We start from the raw sequence: 15,433 nt of genomic DNA, 5'->3' as shown, positions 1-15,433 counted from the left end.
CTTAGATGTCCAGCGTTTGCGGCTGCTGAGCGGTGTGCGGGTGCTCCGCGCCGCCGTAGACCTTGAGCTTCTTGATCATGGCGTAGCCCAGAGGACCCTTGGGCAGCATGCCCTTGACGGCCTTCTCGAGCGCGCGGCCGGGGTGCTTGGCCTGCATGTCGCGGAAGTTGGTCGCGTAGATACCGCCCGGGAAGCCCGAGTGGCGGTAGTACATCTTGTCGGTGGACTTGGTGCCGGTCACGCGCAGCTTGGCTGCGTTGATGATGACGATGTAGTCACCCGTGTCGACGTGAGGCGTGTAAATGGCCTTGTGCTTGCCGCGCAGTCGGAGAGCCACTTCACTGGCAACTCGTCCGAGGACCTTGTCGGTCGCGTCAATCACAAACCACTCGTGCTTCACGTCAGCGGGCTTGGCGCTGAACGTTTTGGTCATGTTGAACCTGATAGCGAGGGTTTGGCGGCCCTTTTCCACGGTCGGCGGTTCTCTGGTGGAACCCTCTTAGGTGGAGGTTTGCACTTCGCCGCGGGGCCACAGGAAAACGCTGCGAAGCCTGCCATTGTACGAAATCGGCGCCGGGGCGGCAAATCCGGCGCTACCATCGCCGGCCCATGTTCTCCTACCGCCACGCCTTCCACGCCGGCAACCACGCCGACGTGCTCAAGCACCTGCTGCTGATCGCCACCCTGCGCCACCTGCAGCTCAAGGAACCGGCCATCACCCTGATCGACACCCACGCTGGTGCGGGCCTGTACCGGCTGGACGGCGATTTCGCCGACAAGGGGGGCGAGGCGGTGAACGGCGTGGTGCGGCTGTTTGCCGCCTGTCGGCCGGCCACGGGCGCGCCGGCCGTGCAGACCACCCCGCTGATCGACGACTACCTCGACCTCGTGGCGGGCTTCAATCCCTCGGGCTCGCTGCGGGTCTACCCCGGCTCGCCTTTCGTGATTGAGCGCCTCATGCGCGCCGAATCGCGCGACCGGCTCAAGCTGTTCGAGCTGCACCCGACCGACGGCAAAACCCTGTCGGCCAACATCGCCCAGCTCGACGCCGGCCGCGCGGTGGTGGTCAAGCGCGAGGACGGCTTCGAGGGCCTCAAGCCCCTGCTGCCCCCGCCCGCCGACGCCAAGGGCTCGCGCCGGGCGATGGTGCTGATCGATCCCAGCTACGAGATCAAGAGCGATTACGCCAAAGTGAGCGCCTGCATACAGGATTCACTGAAGCGCTTCGCCACCGGCACCTACCTGGTCTGGTACCCGGTGATCCCGCGCGCCGAGGCCCACGACCTGCCGCGCAAGCTGCGCGGCCACGCCCAGCGCGCCGGCCGCCCCTGGCTGCACGCCACGCTGGCCGTGGGCCACCCGCCCCTGGGCCCGGACGAGCGCCCGGGCCTGACGGCCAGCGGCGTGTTCGTGATCAACCCGCCGCACACCCTGCACGCCGGGCTGGCCGAGGCCCTGCCGCTGCTGGTGGAAGCGCTGGGCCGCGGGCGCGGCCAGGGCCACACGCTGGAACACTCGGGCTGAGCCGCGCGGCCCGGCGCGGACGGGCCACAGGCCCCTCCATCGCGGCAAAAAAATTAACCGACCGGCCGGTCGGCTAACTTGGTACACTGCGCAGCCAGAGCCCCACCCGCCGAGGAGACCGCGCATGTACACGCAATCCTTCAACGTGCCCGACGGCACCGCCCCCGGCCCCCAGGCCGTGCCGGCCGCCGCCGACCCCGCCCTGCAGGCCCACTTCGATGCCGTGATCGACGCCGACGGCAAGATCGAGCCGCGCGACTGGATGCCCGAGGCCTACCGCAAGACCCTGGTGCGCCAGATCAGCCAGCACGCGCACAGCGAGATCGTGGGCATGCTGCCCGAGGGCAACTGGATCAGCCGCGCGCCCAGCCTCAAGCGCAAGGCCATCCTGCTGGCCAAGGTGCAGGACGAGGGCGGTCACGGCCTGTACCTCTACAGCGCAGCCGAGACCCTGGGCACCAGCCGCGACCAGATGGTCGAGGCGCTGCACAGCGGACGCGCCAAGTACAGCTCCATCTTCAACTACCCCACCCTCACCTGGGCCGACGTGGGCGTGATCGGCTGGCTGGTCGACGGCGCGGCGATCATGAACCAGATTCCCCTGTGCCGCTGCAGCTACGGCCCCTATGCGCGCGCCATGATCCGCGTCTGCAAGGAAGAGAGCTTCCACCAGCGCCAAGGCTACGAATCGCTGCTGACCATGATGCAGGGCACGGACGAGCAGAAGGCCATGGTGCAGGACGCGGTGAACCGCTGGTGGTGGAAGTGCCTGGCCATGTTCGGCCCGCCCGACGACAACAGCCCCAACAGCGTGCAGGGCATGCGCTGGGGCATCAAGCGCATCAGCAACGACGCGCTGCGCCAGAAATTCGTCGACGCCACCGTGCCGCAGGCCGAGGTGCTGGGCGTCACCCTGCCCGACCCCGAGCTGAAGTGGAACGCCGAGCGCGGCCAGCACGACTTCGGCGCCATCGACTGGGACGAGTTCTGGCAGGTGGTGAATGGCAACGGCCCCTGCAACAAGGAGCGCCTGGCCACCCGCGTGAAGGCCTGGGAAGACGGGGCCTGGGTGCGCGAGGCCGCCCTGGCCCACGCGCGCAAGCAAGCACAACGCACCATGAAGGAGGCCGCATGAGCACCGCACGACCGCCCGAACGGGCTCGCACCGCAGCGCGCCGCGCGGAGGTCTACCAATGAGCGACGCCAAAGCCCTCAAGGAATGGCCTCTGTGGGAGGTTTTCGTCCGCAGCAAGCAGGGCCTGGAGCACAAGCACTGCGGCAGCCTGCACGCCAGCGACGCGCGCCACGCCCTGCAGATGGCGCGCGACGTGTACACGCGCCGCCAGGAAGGCGTGAGCATCTGGGTCGTGCCCTCGGCCAGCATCGCCGCGAGCGAACCGGATTCGAAGGACGCCTTCTTCGATCCCGCCGCCGACAAGGTCTACCGCCACCCGACCTTCTACGACATCCCGGACAAAGTGGGGCACATGTGATGGGCGCCGCGCAGGACCGCTCCAAGCCAGCCGGCACCCCCTCGGGGGGCAGCGCACCACACGACGTGGGCCGCGTGGGGGCAGGCGACTCCGCTCCCGTCGACTACCTGCTGCACCTGGCCGACAACGCCCTCGTGCTCGGCCAGCGCAACGCCGAGTGGTGCGGCCACGGGCCCATCCTGGAAGAGGATCTGGCCCTGGCCAACCACGCGCTCGACCACCTGGGCCAGGCGCGCCTGCTCTACCAGCACGCGGCCCGGTGCATCAACGCCGAGCCCGCGCAGGCCCAGCGCTTCGCCCACCTGCAAGGCGCGCGCGCCGACGGCGCCCTGACCGAAGACAGCCTGGCCTACTTCCGCGCCACGCACGAGTTCCGCAACTTCACGCTGCTGGAGTTGCCGCACCACGGCCCGCTCGCCGGCCCCGCGCGCGCCGACCGCGACTTCGCCACCACCACCGTGCGCAACGTGCTCTACGCCGCGCTCATGAACCTGTGGTGGGAGCGCCTGCAGGCCAGCGCCGATCCGCAGCTCGCCGCCATCGCGGCCAAGTCGCTCAAAGAGGTGCGCTACCACCTGAGCCACGCCGGCGACTGGCTGGTGCGCCTGGGCGACGGCACCGATGAGAGCCGCGCCCGCGCGCAGGCCGCGCTGGACCACCTCATGCCGCACACCCAGGAGTTCTGGACCGGCGACGAGGCCGAGTCCGCCGCCGTGGCCAACGGCACTGGCGTGGCCCTCACCGAACTCAAGCCCGCCTGGGATGCGCTGCTGGACGAGGTGCTGGCCGAGGCCACGCTGCGACGCCCCGCCGACGGCGGCTACGTGACGCAGGGCAAGCGCGGCCTGCACTCCGAACACATGGGCTTCCTGCTCGCCGAAATGCAGAGCCTGGCCCGCGAACACCCCCAGGCCGTGTGGTGAGGCCATGGACGCGGCGCTGCGCGACCCCCCTTCGCTGGACGCCGTGCGCGCGGCCATCGCGCACCTGAGCGACCCCGAGATCCCCGTGGTGAGCCTGGCCGAGCTGGGCATCCTGCGCGAGGTGCGCCGGGGCGGGGACGGCGTGGCCGAGGTGGTCATCACGCCCACCTACAGCGGCTGCCCGGCCATGGGGCAAATCGAGGACGACATCCGCGCCGCGCTGCGCGACAGCGGCATCGCCGCACGCGTGGTGACGCAGCTCTCGCCCGCCTGGACCACCGACTGGATGGCGCCCGCCGCGCGCGAGAAGCTGCGCGCCTACGGCATCGCGCCGCCCAATGGCCGCGCCGCGCAGGCCGGCGCCCAGGTGGTGGGCTTCGCGCGCCGCGCCGCCGGCCAGCCCGTGCCCTGCCCGCGCTGCGGCTCCACCCACACCACACAAACCTCGCCCTTCGGCTCGACCGCGTGCAAGGCGCTCTACCGCTGCCTGGACTGCCTCGAACCCTTCGACCTCTTCAAGCCCTACTGACCATGAGCACCAGCCCCCGCGGATTCGTCGAGCTGCCCATTGCACGCGTGAGCCCCGAGGCCGCGGGCTCGGTGGCCGTCACCCTGGCCGTGCCCGCCGAGCGGCGCGGCGCCTTCGCCTTCGAGCCCGGCCAGTTCCTCACGGTGCGCGCGCTCATCGACGGCCAGGACGTGCGGCGCAGCTACTCCATCAGCAGCCCACGCAGCCTGTACACCAGCAAGGGCGAGCTCACGCTGGGCATCCGCCCGGTCGACGGCGGCGTGTTCAGCAACTGGGCCGCCACGCGGTTGAAGGCCGGCGACACGCTGCAGGCGATGCCGCCCGACGGCCGCTTCACCGTGCACCGCCCGCGCGCCCTGCACCGGGTGGGTTTCGCGGCGGGCTCGGGCATCACGCCCATCCTGTCCATCATGACCAGCACACTGGAGGAATCGCCCACCGCCAAGTTCACCCTGGTCTATGGCAACCGGCGCATGGCCAGCGTGATGTTCAACGAGGCCCTGCAAGACCTGAAGGACCGCTACCGCGACCGCCTCACGCTGATCCACATCCTCTCGCGCCAGGCGCAGGAGGTGCCGCTGCTGGAAGGCCGTATCGACGGCGACAAGGTGCGCGCCCTCATCGCCGCCCTGCTGCCCGTGCCCAGCATGGACGAGGTCTTCGTCTGCGGCCCCGAGGCCATGATCGAGGCCACCGAGCAGGCCCTGCTGGGCGCCGGCGTGAAGCCCGAGCGCATCCACACCGAGCGCTTCACCTCGCCGACGCTGGAGGCCCTGCCGCGCGGCGAGCGCGAGCGCGTGCAGCTGGGCCGCGCGCCCCAGGCCGAGGGCGAGGTGGCCCTGACCGTGGTGCTCGACGGCAAACCGCACGAACTGCGCATGGGCCGCGACCAGCGCGTGCTCGACGTGGCGCTGGAGGCCGGACTGGACCTGCCCTGGTCCTGCCGCGGCGGCGTGTGCTGCACCTGCCGCGCCAAGGTCATGGAAGGCCAGGTGGAGATGGAGAAGAACTTCACGCTGGAGCCCTGGGAAACCGAACAGGGCTTCGTGCTGAGCTGCCAGGCCCGCCCCACCACCGACCGGGTCGTCGTCAGCTACGACGAGCGCTGAGCGACCACCGGCGGCCCGCTCAATCGGTGTAGAGCACCACGGGCGCCACGCCCGCGCGGATGAGGCCGATGCGCTCGGCCGCCGCGCGGCTGAGGTCGATCACGCGCCCCGGCGCGAACGGCCCGCGGTCGTTGATGCGCACCACCACCGCCTGCCCCGTGACCGGGTTCTCCACGCGCACGCGCGTGCCGAATGGCAGGGTCTTGTGCGCAGCGGTGAGTTCGTTCATGTCGAAGACCTCGCCGTTCGCGGTGCGCCGGCCATGGTGCGGCTCGCCGTACCACGAGGCGTTGCCGCGCCCGATCTCGCGCGCCTCGTGCGCGGCCGGCCCGTCCGCGCCCCAGTCCTCGCCCGGCGGCCCGCCGCGGCTCGCGCAGCCCACGAGGGCGACGGCGAGCACGGCCAGGGCGGCGAGGCGGGTGGGCGTCATGCGGGTCAGGGGGCCATCAGCGGGCGTCGAGGCGGCGCAGGATCTCCAGCGTCGCCGCGCTCTGGTTCATCGTATAGAAGTGCAGGCCCGGCACCCCGCCGCGAAGCAATTGCTCACACAAGGACGTGACGACGTCGAGGCCGAAGGACTTGATCGAGGCCGTGTCGTCGCCGTAGGCCTGCAGGCGCAGCCGGATCCAGCGCGGGATCTCGGCCCCGCACGCATCGGAGAAACGCATGAGCTGCGTGGAACTGGTGATGGGCATGATGCCGGGCACCACCGGAATGTCGGCGCCCAGGGCGCGCGCCTCGTCGACGAAGCGGAAGTAGGCATCGGCGCTGTAGAAGTACTGCGTGATCGCCGAATGCGCGCCGGCCCGGACCTTGGTCACATACGCCTTGAGGTCGGCCTCGGGCGAGCGGGCCTGCGGGTGCACCTCGGGATAGGCCGCCACCTCCAGGTGGAAGTCCTCGCCGGTCTCGGCGCGGATGAAGGCCACGAGGTCGCTCGCGTAGTGGAACTCGCCGCCCAGGCCATAGCCGCTGGGCAGGTCGCCGCGCAGCGCCACCAGGCGCTTGACGCCCATGGCCTTGAGCTGCGCCAGCTGCTCGCGCACGCCGGCGCGCGTGGCGCCGATGCACGAGAAGTGCGAGGCCGCGTCCACGCCCTCGGCGAGGATCTCGCGCACGGTGCCGAAGGTGCCCTCCTGCGTGGAGCCGCCGGCGCCGTAGGTGACGGAGCAGAACAGCGGCGCGCGCGCGTAGAGCTGCTGGCGCACGGCGCGCAGCTTCTGCGCGCCTTCGGGCGTCTTGGGCGGGAAGAATTCGAAGCTGATGGGCAGGTTCATGCCGGTTTCCGAATGAAGACGAAGAACTCGCGGTTGCCATCGCCACCGGCGATGGGGCTGTCGAAATAGTCGAGCGGCTCAAGGCCCAGGCCTTGCAGCGCGGTCGTGATGCGCTCGCGCACCCGCGCGTACGAGGCGGCGTCCTTCACCAGGCCGCCCTTGCCGATGTCTTCGGGCTGCAGCTCGAACTGCGGCTTGACGAGCACCAGGCCGTGGCCGCCGGGCTTGAGCAGCGGCGCCAGCGCGGGCCACACCAGGGTCTGCGAGATGAAGGACAGGTCGCCGACGATCAGGTCGAAAGGCGGCTCGGCCCCGGCCTCGCGCAGGCGCTGGGCCGTCAAATCGCGCGCGTTGCAATGCTCGATGGCGATCACCCGCGCATCCCCGCGCAGGCGCGCGTTGAGCTGGCCGCTGCCCACGTCCACGCCCACCACCTGGGCCGCGCCGCGCTGCAGCAGGCAATCGGTGAAGCCGCCGGTGCTCTGGCCCACGTCGAGCGCGTGCAGGCCGCGCGGATCGACGCCGGTGTGCGCCAGCGCACCCTCCAGCTTCAGGCCGCCGCGCGAGACGTAGCGCGCCTCGGCCGCGTCCAGCAGCTCCAGCTCGGCGCCGGCGGGCAGCTCGTCGCCGTTCTTGGCCACGGGCCGCCAGCCGCCACCGGCGCGCCAGCGCACGCCGGCCGCGATCAGCCGCTGGGCCTGCGAGCGCGACGCCGCCAGACCACGCTCGACGAGCAACTGGTCGGCGCGCACGGCGGCGATCAGTAGCGGTAGGTGTCCGGCTTGTACGGGCCTTGCTTGGGCACGCCGATGTAGGCGGCCTGCTCGTCGCTCAGCTCGGTCAGCTGGGCACCGACCTTCTTCAGGTGCAGGCGCGCCACCTTTTCGTCCAGGTGCTTGGGCAGCACGTAAACCTTGCCCACGTCGTAGCCCTCGGGGTGCGTGAACAGCTCGATCTGCGCGATGGTCTGGTTCGCGAAGCTGGAGGACATCACGAAGCTGGGGTGACCGGTGCCGCAGCCCAGGTTCACCAGCCGGCCCTTGGCGAGCAGGATGATCTTCTTGCCGTCCGGGAAGATCACGTGGTCCACCTGGGGCTTGATCTCTTCCCACTGGCACTTCTCTTCCAGCCTGGCAACCTGGATCTCGTTGTCGAAGTGGCCGATGTTGCAGACGATCGCCTGGTCCTTCATGGCGGCCATGTGCTCGAAGGTGATGACGTCGCGGTTGCCGGTGGTGGTGACGAAGATGTCGGCCTTGTCGGCGGCGTACTCCATGGTCACCACGCGGTAGCCTTCCATCGCGGCCTGCAGGGCGTTGATGGGGTCGATCTCGGTCACCCACACCTGTGCGCTCAGCGCGCGCAGCGCCTGGGCCGAGCCCTTGCCCACGTCGCCGTAGCCGGCCACCACGGCCACCTTGCCGGCGATCATCACATCGGTCGCGCGCTTGATGCCGTCGACCAGCGACTCGCGGCAGCCATAGAGGTTGTCGAACTTGCTCTTGGTGACCGAGTCGTTGACGTTGATGGCGCGGAACATCAGCGAGCCCTTGACCGACATTTCCTTCAGGCGGTGCACGCCGGTGGTGGTCTCCTCGGTCACGCCAATGATCTGCGCGCTCTTGCGGCTGTACCAGGTGGCGTCCTCGGCCAGCTTGGCCTTGATGGCCGCGAACAGGATGCGCTCTTCCTCGCTGCCGGGCTTGGCCAGCACGGAGGGGTCCTTCTCGGCCTGCTTGCCCAGGTGCATGAGCAGCGTGGCATCGCCGCCGTCGTCGAGGATCATGTTGGGGCCTTCGCCTTCCGTGCCCTTGGCGCCGAAGTCGAAGATGCGGTGCGTGTAGTCCCAGTAGTCGACCAGGGTCTCGCCCTTGACGGCGAAGACCGGCGTGCCGGCGGCGGCGATGGCGGCGGCCGCGTGGTCCTGGGTGGAGAAGATGTTGCACGAGGCCCAGCGCACCTGCGCGCCCAGGGCCTGCAGCGTCTCGATGAGCACCGCGGTCTGGATGGTCATGTGCAGCGAACCGGTGATGCGCGCGCCTTTCAGCGGCTGCTTGGCCGCGTACTCTTCGCGGATGGCCATCAGGCCGGGCATCTCGGTCTCGGCGATCTTGATCTCTTTGCGGCCCCAGTCGGCCAGGCCGATGTCGGCGATCACGCAGTCGGCGGTGGGGTTGATTCGTGCATTCATGTGGCGCTCCAAAACGTTGAAAGCCACCGCGCGGGAAGGGAGACGAGGGAACCCATCGCACGTGCAGTGGATGAGCGTGGTTGCCGGTTGAAGGGTCCGAGCCTCACGCCCGCGGCCCGCTCGGTGCGGGTGGGGCGCTGCAACGCTCCTCGGATGGGCCGGCATTCTACTCGGCCTCCTTTCTGGCGTGGGGATATCCCCTCCCAGTGGCACCACGCCGGTGCGGCCCCTGTGAGAAACTGCCGCCCCTCCATGCAACCCACCCCGCTGGCCGACTGGCCCCCGCACGAGCGCGCGCGCATCCATGGCGTGCTCACCGACATCGACGACACCCTCACGGCCGAGGGGGCGCTGGCGCCCGAGGCGGGCGCGGCACTGCTCCGCCTGCGCGCGGCCGGCCTGCCGGTGTTCGCCGTCACCGGCCGCCCGGCCGGCTGGAGCGAACCCTTCGCGCTGAGCTGGCCGATCGACGCCATCGTGGCCGAGAACGGCGCCGTGGCGCTGTGGAACGACGGCGGGCGCCTGCGCAAGGCCTACGCGCAGGACGCGGCCACCCGCGCCGCGAACCTCACCCGCCTGCGGGCCGCCGCCGCGCGTGTGCTGCGCGAGCTGCCTCAGGCGCGCCTGGCCACCGACAGCGCGGGCCGCGAAACCGACATCGCCATCGACCACAGCGAGCACGCCCACCTGGGCGAGGCCGACATCGCGCGCGCACTCGGCATCCTGCGCGACGAAGGCCTCACCGCCACCGTGAGTTCCATCCACGTCAACGGCTGGATCGGCGCGCACGACAAGCTCAGCGGCGCGCGCTGGATCCTGCGCGAGCGCCTGGGGCGCGACCTCGACGCCGAGATCGATCACTGGGTCTACGTGGGCGACTCCACCAACGACGCCGCCATGTTCGCGCGCTTCCCGCACAGCGTGGGCGTGGCCAACATCGCGCGCTTCTGGGCGCAGCTCGCGCACCACCCCCGCTACGTGGCCCCGCGCGAACGGGGCCAGGGCTTCGCCGACGTGGCCGAGGCGGTGCTGGCGGCCAGAGGCCAGGCATGAGCGAACACCCGCTGCCCGCCGGCGGCCGAGCGCCCGCCGCGCCGCCGGCCCACGCCCGCCTGGGCCTGGTCGCCATCTTTGGCGCCACCTTCTTCGAGCTCGTGGGCTACTTCATGCTCACGCCCCTGCTGCTGCTGCGCCTGAAGGACGGCGGCGAGTCCACCGCCCTGGCCGGCGTGTTCGCGGCCAGCGGCTGGTTCGGCATCTTCCTCATGGTGCCTTTCGCCTCGTCCGTCACGCGCGCGCTGGGAAGGCGGCCCACGCTGTGGCTGTCGGCGCTCATCCCCACGCTGGCCACCATGGGCTTCGCGCTCTCGTCCTGGCTGCCGCTGTGGTTCGGGCTCAAGCTCATCGCCGGCATGGCCTCGGGCCTGCGCTGGGTGCTGGCCGAGGCCATCGTGGCCGAGTTCGCGCCGCCCGGCCAGCGCGGCCGCTACGTGGGCATCTTCGAAACCCTGGTCGGCGTCACCTTCGTGCTCGGCCCGCTGATGCTGGCCTGGGTGGGGCCGCAGAGCGACACCGCGATCTGGCTCGCCTTCGGCTGCATGGCCATCGGCCTGGCCTGGAGCCTGCTGATCCCCCGCGTGCCGCCCGCGGCCGACGCGCACGAGGCCCGCGTGGGCCTGGGCGGCGTGTGGCACGCGCTGGCCGCGCACCCGCTGATCATGACGGTGGGCTTCGTCGGTGGCTTCTTCGAAAGCGGGCTCACGTCCATCCTGCCGCTGTATGGCCTGGCCCTGGGCCTGGGCGCGGTGGTCTCGGCCCTGCTGGTCTCGGCCAGCGGGCTGGGCAGTGCGCTGATGATGCTGCCCGCTGGCGTGCTGTCCGACCGCCTGGCGCACCACCCGCGCCAGCGCTGGGGCGACGAGCGCGCCGCGCGCCTGCTGCTCATGCGCGGCTGCGCCTGGATCACGCTGCTCGGCACGCTGCTGATCCCCTTCGTCGCGAACACGCCCTGGCTGGCCGCGCCCGTGGCCTTCGTGTGGGGCGGCGCGGGCGGCTGCCTCTACACGTTGGCGATGATCGACATCGGCTCGCGCGAGCAAGGCATCACCCTGGTGAACAGCACCGCCGTGCTGGTGATGAGCTACACGCTCGGCGGCGTGCTGGCGCCCGCGCTGGGCGCGGCGGCGCTGCAGTGGTCGCCCACGCTGGGCTTCCCGGCGCTGCTGGTCGGCGTGGCGCTGCTGGGGGTGTTCCTGCTGCGGCGCCAGCCGGCCTGAGCTCGCGCTTCGATAGCAGGAAGCGGCCGGGCGGTGCCGCTCTCGGATAGGCGTCCTTGAGGATTTCGCGCCGCGGCGGCTGCCACCGAGAGGGGTTTTCCACTCCGCAGCGCCACGCGCGCCCTCTCCATGATCTCCCGCTCCAGCCCCAAACAATACAAGCTCGATGCCGCGCTGCCCGGCCAGGCCCAGGCGACGCCTCTGCGCCAGGTGGTCGAGGCCGCGGTGAACAAGACCGAGAAAGACCAGCAGCCCCGGGTGCTCTACCTGAAGACCACCGCCCCCTCGTCCGATCGGACCGCGCAGCCTTACATCACCACCAAGTTCGACTCTCGGCACGAAGACCCGCAGACCCGCGCCACGCAGCCGCGCAAGCTCAAGCAGACCCAGCACCAGGGCGCCACCGCGCAGCTGAAGGGCCTGACCACCTCCTGGCTCAAGCTGCCTTCAGCGCCGCGCGAAGCCCAGCGAGCGGCCCAGGATCTCGGCAGGCTGTGCGCGAGCGACAGCACCCAGGTGTTCGGCCTGCCCTGCACCCCCGAACTGCTGCAGCAACTCAAGCGGATGGAAAGCGCCCAGGTCGCGCCGCGCTCAACGGCGTCGACGCCACGGCAGCCGAGCGCGCACACGCCCCGGTCGAACACGGACAGATCGCCACGGCACCCGCCGACGGATGAAGACGAGAGCAGCACCGCGTCGCAAACGACGGTCTCGCTGAGCGAGGAGAGCTCGCCCCCCAACTCGGGCGGCACGCCCAGAAAGGTCAAAACCAGCAGGGTGGCCCGGCTGCCGGTCAAGCAGGTCGCCCGACAGAATCTGAACCCGATCAGACAGACCTACCTGGACCAACAGAAGCTGAAGCAAAAGCAGAAGCGGGAGCAGGCGCTGCTTGACCTTCAAGACCTGATGTTTCCCCCGGAAAAGCCCCTCGCATCGCCCCATACCCAAGTTGGCGCCCCTACCCTGCAACTGCCACTCTTGCCTGTGGGCCGGGACCGGCCATCGGCCCTGGAGCCGTCCGAGGAACCCGCCCCACCAGGCGCCCAGTCGGATCGGCCCAGGTCCAACGTCGAACCCATCCCGGAGGAAAGCCTGCGGACCAGCAAGTCCCAGTCGACGCCCACCAGCCCCACGCCGCCCGACCAGCCTCCGCCGACCAGCCCTCGAGGCCCGTTGAAGCCGCAGCGCGTGCCACGGCCCAGCCTTCGGTCCAGGCAGACGCCCACACCGCCAGCCACCCCAGGGGCGCCACCGGTGGATCCGGCGTCGCCCCCCACGACCAACCCGCCCGAGAGGATGTTCAACGAGCAGTGAGCCCGCTTGTCGCATGGTGACAAGCCCCCATGCGATCCTTGAGGCCGCCGGCCGGGCCCCACGCCCGCCCGGCCGAAAGGAGCCCCATGCCCATCCCCTGGATCGCCGCCTTGAAAATCATCCCCTGGGGCGACGTGATCGAACACGCACCCAAGGTGCTCGCGGCCGCGCGCAAACTGCTCGACAAACAGAAAGCGCCCAGCGCCCCCACGCCCGTGGGCACGCCCCTGGACCCGGCCGCCGAAACACCCAGCCTGGGCGAGCTGCGCCAGCACCTCATCGAGGCGCGCCAGCTCATCGACCAGCAGGCCACCGCCCAGCAGCAGATGGCCCAGACCCTCAGCGAGCTGGCCGAGCAGAACGCGCGCCTGGTGGAAGCGGTGCAGTTGCTGCGCGTGCGCACGCGGTTGCTGATCGCAGCGGCGGTGCTGCTGGCCATCGGCGTGGCGGTGCTGCTGGCGCGCTGAAGCGCGCGGCCCACCCGCGCCTCGGCCCCTGGGCCGCTGGAAAAAACCGAAGGGAACGCTCACCCATGCCGTGAGCGCTCGCAGCGGCACGGTTCCGCGCCGGCGACAGCGGCCTCCGCCATCCGGCCCATCGCGGAACCCGGGCCTCGCGCCGCGCCACGCAGAGACAGCCACAAGCTGCAGCAGCGCAAGGCAAGCCCGTGGCCTGACGCCCCCGCACCACCCTTCGAACCGCCATGATCAAGACCACACGCGCCCCTTACCACAAGCTGCCTGCCGACGCCCCAGCCAAGCCCAAGTACGCCGCGGTGGCGAACCACCCGATACAGGACCCCAGCGCGGGCGGCTCGCTCACGCTGGCCAAGGTCTCGGCGCTCGACGCCTTCCTCGGCGCGCAAAGCAAAAACGGCTTGCCCACCAACAAGACGCTGTATCTGAAGAAAAACAGCCAAGACACGCATCGGCTATCGACCACTCGGTCCCTCTGGAAAAGCAAACAGCAGCGGCAAAACTTCGTCGGCTACATCTATGCCTTGGGCTTGGACGGCCTCCACACCCTGCACTCACCACAGGTTCAGCAAGCGGCCCGAAACCTTTTCGACCTGGCCCATCTCGGGGCCGTCCACAAGCTCCAACACAGCGCGGCACTGTGCCAATGCGTGAAGGCACTGAAACAGGCCCTGGCGGAAGAGGCCGGCGAGCCAAGCACCGATACCGCTTTCACGATCGACAACGACCTCCGCACCACCAGCGATTCGGACACGTCCACGGTCGAACCCGAGCCCCCACGCACCCCGGTCCCCACACGCGCCCGAACCACCGTCTCCCCCGACGAGCGCCTCGACCATGAGCTGAGCAAGTACTTCAAGTGACCACTAGGCCACAGGCCCATTGGCCGCCGGCCGATCCACCTCGATCGCCGCATCGCAGCCCACGCCGGCGGCGATCCAGCGCCGCGCCAGGCGCCGCAGCAGCGGCGCCGCCCAGGCCCAGCGCGGACCCAACACCCCTGGCGCGTCGCTGATCGCGCCGCAGCGGTAGAGACCCGCCGCGTCGTCCCAGCGCAGGGCGTCGCAAGCGCCCCGGCGACGGCGCGATATCACGCGACCCAGGGGGCAGGGCTCGGCCAGGCAGCACACGCCGCAGCCATTGCAAGGCGCGCCCAGCGCGGGCTTGGCCGGCGCGGCGGGGTGGATGTGGATGGTTTGCAGGGGCATGCGGGGGCGGGGACGCCGGCCAGCGGCGCTGGCCCCGCATCATCGCGCCTGTTCGGGGCTGTCCACCGTGGGCGATCGCCGAAAGGCCGGCAGGCCACCCGCGCCGAACGGCCATTCGGCCAGGCCCGGAACCCGGCCACGGAGCCGCGCACTCAGTCCGCACCTCCTGACTGCCCGGCACCACGCCCGTCCCGACCATGCACCGAATGTCTTCTGCCGACCGCTGGCACCACAAATGCACCGCGGCCCAGCCCATCACCCCCCCGCCAGAAAACCTGGCGCCCAGCCAGAACGAACTGCGGGCCGCAGGCGCCGCCGCCACGTCCTTCAACGCGGTGCTCCAGCATGGGGTCCGCAACAACTACATCTACATCCACCGACACAAGAAGGGCGGCCTCGAGTACTTTGCCACCAATGCCTGGTCCGCGTACCAGTCCCTGCGGGACGTGTTCAAGCCGGTCAACTACACCCAGGCCCATCGGCAGACACGCGCGCGCGTCGCTGCCATGTATGCCACCCTGAGCCGGGACGAAGGACGACCCGACGTCGCCGAGGCCGCCAAGAACGTGTTGAATCTTCTGGATCAACAGAAGAAGGGCGTGGTCAATACCGCCGCACTGCGCCAGGCCTCCCTGAGGCTCTGCGCGGCCTTGAATGCCGCTTCAGCGCCCGGCGGTCCCGTGACCCGACCACTGCCCGAGATCAGGATCGGCCGGCTGAACCCGCAAGGGGAACACGTGCTGGCGAGCACCGCCCTGTCGGCGCTGCGCGACCACGTGAACCGGCTGCCCCTGGGCAGCGTGCTCCTGCAGTACGGCAACAACGACGCCAGCGATCCATGGGTGTACGCGGGGGCCCGCCGCCCGGACGATGCGCTCGCCGATGAGGAGCGCGCATCGAACCGGGATCTGGAGCGCGACTTCGCCGACACCCTGCATTTTTTGGCCCGCCAGCACCAGGTTGACGACAAGGACCCCGCCTGGTGGCCCGCGCTTGGCCTCATCCAGCATGTCAACACGCAAACCAAGGCCGACAAGCCCATCACCGTGACAGCGGAACTCCGCCAGCGCCTCGACGCGCTGTGCAGCAGCCTGCCCGTCCGGTGAAGATCCA

Annotated in this window: 18 protein-coding genes and 1 riboswitch; of the genes, 12 read left to right on the top strand and 6 right to left on the bottom strand. The window is 70.3% G+C overall.

Annotation, left to right across the window (positions count from 1 at the left end):
* Nucleotide 1: 1 nt before the first annotated feature.
* Nucleotides 2-433, bottom strand: a complete 432-nt coding sequence (rplM, locus tag SOM08_RS02495) for a 50S ribosomal protein L13 (RefSeq protein WP_070400385.1) — start codon at nt 431-433, stop codon at nt 2-4.
* Between the two features lie 176 nt (nt 434-609).
* On the opposite strand from rplM, the gene SOM08_RS02490 reads away from it, so the two are divergent.
* The 6 genes from SOM08_RS02490 (at nt 610) to SOM08_RS02465 (ending at nt 5,578) form a co-directional block, all read left to right on the top strand.
* Nucleotides 610-1,524, top strand: coding sequence for a 23S rRNA (adenine(2030)-N(6))-methyltransferase RlmJ (locus SOM08_RS02490; protein ID WP_116958655.1), 915 nt, complete (start codon nt 610-612; stop codon nt 1,522-1,524).
* 124 nt (nt 1,525-1,648) lie between these two features.
* Nucleotides 1,649-2,659, top strand: a complete 1,011-nt coding sequence (paaA, locus tag SOM08_RS02485; RefSeq protein ID WP_116958654.1) for a 1,2-phenylacetyl-CoA epoxidase subunit PaaA — start codon at nt 1,649-1,651, stop codon at nt 2,657-2,659.
* A 58-nt stretch (nt 2,660-2,717) separates the two neighbouring features.
* Nucleotides 2,718-3,017 carry a 1,2-phenylacetyl-CoA epoxidase subunit PaaB gene (gene paaB, locus SOM08_RS02480; protein WP_116958653.1) on the top strand — a complete coding sequence of 100 codons (300 nt, stop codon included), beginning with the start codon at nt 2,718-2,720 and terminating at the stop codon, nt 3,015-3,017.
* Complete coding sequence (gene paaC, locus SOM08_RS02475; protein ID WP_322469996.1) at nt 3,017-3,940, top strand: 1,2-phenylacetyl-CoA epoxidase subunit PaaC; 924 nt, start codon at nt 3,017-3,019, stop codon at nt 3,938-3,940. Before paaB ends, paaC begins: the two co-directional genes overlap by 1 nt.
* 4 nt (nt 3,941-3,944) lie before the next feature.
* Nucleotides 3,945-4,469 carry a 1,2-phenylacetyl-CoA epoxidase subunit PaaD gene (gene paaD, locus SOM08_RS02470; RefSeq protein ID WP_116958652.1) on the top strand — a complete coding sequence of 175 codons (525 nt, stop codon included), beginning with the start codon at nt 3,945-3,947 and terminating at the stop codon, nt 4,467-4,469.
* A 2-nt stretch (nt 4,470-4,471) separates the two neighbouring features.
* Nucleotides 4,472-5,578 (top strand): 2Fe-2S iron-sulfur cluster-binding protein, encoded by a 1,107-nt coding sequence (locus tag SOM08_RS02465; RefSeq protein WP_116958651.1) that lies wholly within the window; start codon nt 4,472-4,474, stop codon nt 5,576-5,578.
* A 19-nt stretch (nt 5,579-5,597) separates the two neighbouring features.
* Here SOM08_RS02465 and SOM08_RS02460 read toward each other — a convergent pair whose 3' ends face one another.
* Genes SOM08_RS02460 through ahcY form a run of 4 tightly spaced genes read right to left on the bottom strand, consistent with a single transcriptional unit; the run spans nt 5,598 to nt 9,046 of the window.
* Nucleotides 5,598-6,008: a septal ring lytic transglycosylase RlpA family protein gene (locus tag SOM08_RS02460; RefSeq protein ID WP_416186990.1), complete on the bottom strand. Its 411-nt coding sequence runs from the start codon at nt 6,006-6,008 to the stop codon at nt 5,598-5,600.
* 16 nt (nt 6,009-6,024) lie between these two features.
* Complete coding sequence (gene metF, locus SOM08_RS02455; protein WP_116958649.1) at nt 6,025-6,855, bottom strand: methylenetetrahydrofolate reductase [NAD(P)H]; 831 nt, start codon at nt 6,853-6,855, stop codon at nt 6,025-6,027.
* Nucleotides 6,852-7,607, bottom strand: a complete 756-nt coding sequence (locus SOM08_RS02450) for a TlyA family RNA methyltransferase (protein ID WP_322469995.1) — start codon at nt 7,605-7,607, stop codon at nt 6,852-6,854. The genes metF and SOM08_RS02450 overlap by 4 nt, the downstream gene beginning before the upstream one ends.
* A gap of 8 nt (nt 7,608-7,615) precedes the next feature.
* Nucleotides 7,616-9,046, bottom strand: coding sequence for an adenosylhomocysteinase (gene ahcY, locus SOM08_RS02445; protein WP_116958647.1), 1,431 nt, complete (start codon nt 9,044-9,046; stop codon nt 7,616-7,618).
* Nucleotides 9,047-9,111: 65 nt separating this feature from the next.
* Nucleotides 9,112-9,203, bottom strand: a riboswitch (S-adenosyl-L-homocysteine riboswitch).
* 95 nt (nt 9,204-9,298) lie between these two features.
* Between ahcY and SOM08_RS02440 the strand changes: the two genes are divergently transcribed.
* The 5 genes from SOM08_RS02440 (at nt 9,299) to SOM08_RS02420 (ending at nt 13,975) form a co-directional block, all read left to right on the top strand.
* A complete protein-coding gene (locus SOM08_RS02440; RefSeq protein ID WP_322469994.1) occupies nt 9,299-10,099 on the top strand; it encodes an HAD-IIB family hydrolase in 801 nt (266 codons plus the stop codon).
* Entirely contained in the window at nt 10,096-11,322 is a 1,227-nt protein-coding gene (locus SOM08_RS02435) for an MFS transporter (protein WP_116958645.1), read from the top strand. Before SOM08_RS02440 ends, SOM08_RS02435 begins: the two co-directional genes overlap by 4 nt.
* Nucleotides 11,323-11,451: 129 nt before the next feature.
* Nucleotides 11,452-12,636 (top strand): hypothetical protein, encoded by a 1,185-nt coding sequence (locus tag SOM08_RS02430; RefSeq protein ID WP_322469993.1) that lies wholly within the window; start codon nt 11,452-11,454, stop codon nt 12,634-12,636.
* Nucleotides 12,637-12,722: 86 nt separating this feature from the next.
* The gene (locus tag SOM08_RS02425) at nt 12,723-13,103 is read left to right on the top strand and encodes a hypothetical protein (protein ID WP_322469992.1); all 381 of its coding nucleotides are present in this window, start codon (nt 12,723-12,725) and stop codon (nt 13,101-13,103) included.
* Between the two features lie 236 nt (nt 13,104-13,339).
* Nucleotides 13,340-13,975, top strand: coding sequence for a hypothetical protein (locus tag SOM08_RS02420; RefSeq protein WP_322469991.1), 636 nt, complete (start codon nt 13,340-13,342; stop codon nt 13,973-13,975).
* Nucleotides 13,976-13,978: 3 nt separating this feature from the next.
* Here the strand turns inward: SOM08_RS02420 and SOM08_RS02415 are convergent, their stop codons facing one another.
* Nucleotides 13,979-14,320, bottom strand: a complete 342-nt coding sequence (locus SOM08_RS02415) for a hypothetical protein (protein ID WP_116958642.1) — start codon at nt 14,318-14,320, stop codon at nt 13,979-13,981.
* Nucleotides 14,321-14,526: 206 nt separating this feature from the next.
* On the opposite strand from SOM08_RS02415, the gene SOM08_RS02410 reads away from it, so the two are divergent.
* A complete protein-coding gene (locus SOM08_RS02410; protein WP_322469990.1) occupies nt 14,527-15,426 on the top strand; it encodes a hypothetical protein in 900 nt (299 codons plus the stop codon).
* Nucleotides 15,427-15,433 lie beyond the last annotated feature (7 nt).

This window comes from Hydrogenophaga sp. SNF1, from assembly GCF_034421675.1.
Taxonomy (GTDB): domain Bacteria; phylum Pseudomonadota; class Gammaproteobacteria; order Burkholderiales; family Burkholderiaceae_C; genus Hydrogenophaga; species Hydrogenophaga borbori.
Note: the sequence above shows the minus strand (reverse complement) of the source record. Positions and strands in the feature narration are given on the sequence as shown.

What these genes read in the sequence shown, in the direction of transcription:
- rplM (WP_070400385.1), bottom strand. Translation starts at nt 433, where the DNA reads ATGACCAAAACGTTCAGCGCCAAGCCCGCTGACGTGAAGCACGAGTGG.
- SOM08_RS02440 (WP_322469994.1), top strand. Translation starts at nt 9,299, where the DNA reads ATGCAACCCACCCCGCTGGCCGACTGGCCCCCGCACGAGCGCGCGCGC.
- paaB (WP_116958653.1), top strand. Translation starts at nt 2,718, where the DNA reads ATGAGCGACGCCAAAGCCCTCAAGGAATGGCCTCTGTGGGAGGTTTTC.
- paaA (WP_116958654.1), top strand. Translation starts at nt 1,649, where the DNA reads ATGTACACGCAATCCTTCAACGTGCCCGACGGCACCGCCCCCGGCCCC.
- paaC (WP_322469996.1), top strand. Translation starts at nt 3,017, where the DNA reads ATGGGCGCCGCGCAGGACCGCTCCAAGCCAGCCGGCACCCCCTCGGGG.
- paaD (WP_116958652.1), top strand. Translation starts at nt 3,945, where the DNA reads ATGGACGCGGCGCTGCGCGACCCCCCTTCGCTGGACGCCGTGCGCGCG.
- SOM08_RS02420 (WP_322469991.1), top strand. Translation starts at nt 13,340, where the DNA reads ATGATCAAGACCACACGCGCCCCTTACCACAAGCTGCCTGCCGACGCC.
- SOM08_RS02465 (WP_116958651.1), top strand. Translation starts at nt 4,472, where the DNA reads ATGAGCACCAGCCCCCGCGGATTCGTCGAGCTGCCCATTGCACGCGTG.
- ahcY (WP_116958647.1), bottom strand. Translation starts at nt 9,046, where the DNA reads ATGAATGCACGAATCAACCCCACCGCCGACTGCGTGATCGCCGACATC.
- SOM08_RS02410 (WP_322469990.1), top strand. Translation starts at nt 14,527, where the DNA reads ATGTCTTCTGCCGACCGCTGGCACCACAAATGCACCGCGGCCCAGCCC.
- metF (WP_116958649.1), bottom strand. Translation starts at nt 6,855, where the DNA reads ATGAACCTGCCCATCAGCTTCGAATTCTTCCCGCCCAAGACGCCCGAA.
- SOM08_RS02490 (WP_116958655.1), top strand. Translation starts at nt 610, where the DNA reads ATGTTCTCCTACCGCCACGCCTTCCACGCCGGCAACCACGCCGACGTG.
- SOM08_RS02415 (WP_116958642.1), bottom strand. Translation starts at nt 14,320, where the DNA reads ATGCCCCTGCAAACCATCCACATCCACCCCGCCGCGCCGGCCAAGCCC.
- SOM08_RS02460 (WP_416186990.1), bottom strand. Translation starts at nt 6,008, where the DNA reads ATGACGCCCACCCGCCTCGCCGCCCTGGCCGTGCTCGCCGTCGCCCTC.
- SOM08_RS02435 (WP_116958645.1), top strand. Translation starts at nt 10,096, where the DNA reads ATGAGCGAACACCCGCTGCCCGCCGGCGGCCGAGCGCCCGCCGCGCCG.
- SOM08_RS02425 (WP_322469992.1), top strand. Translation starts at nt 12,723, where the DNA reads ATGCCCATCCCCTGGATCGCCGCCTTGAAAATCATCCCCTGGGGCGAC.
- SOM08_RS02430 (WP_322469993.1), top strand. Translation starts at nt 11,452, where the DNA reads ATGATCTCCCGCTCCAGCCCCAAACAATACAAGCTCGATGCCGCGCTG.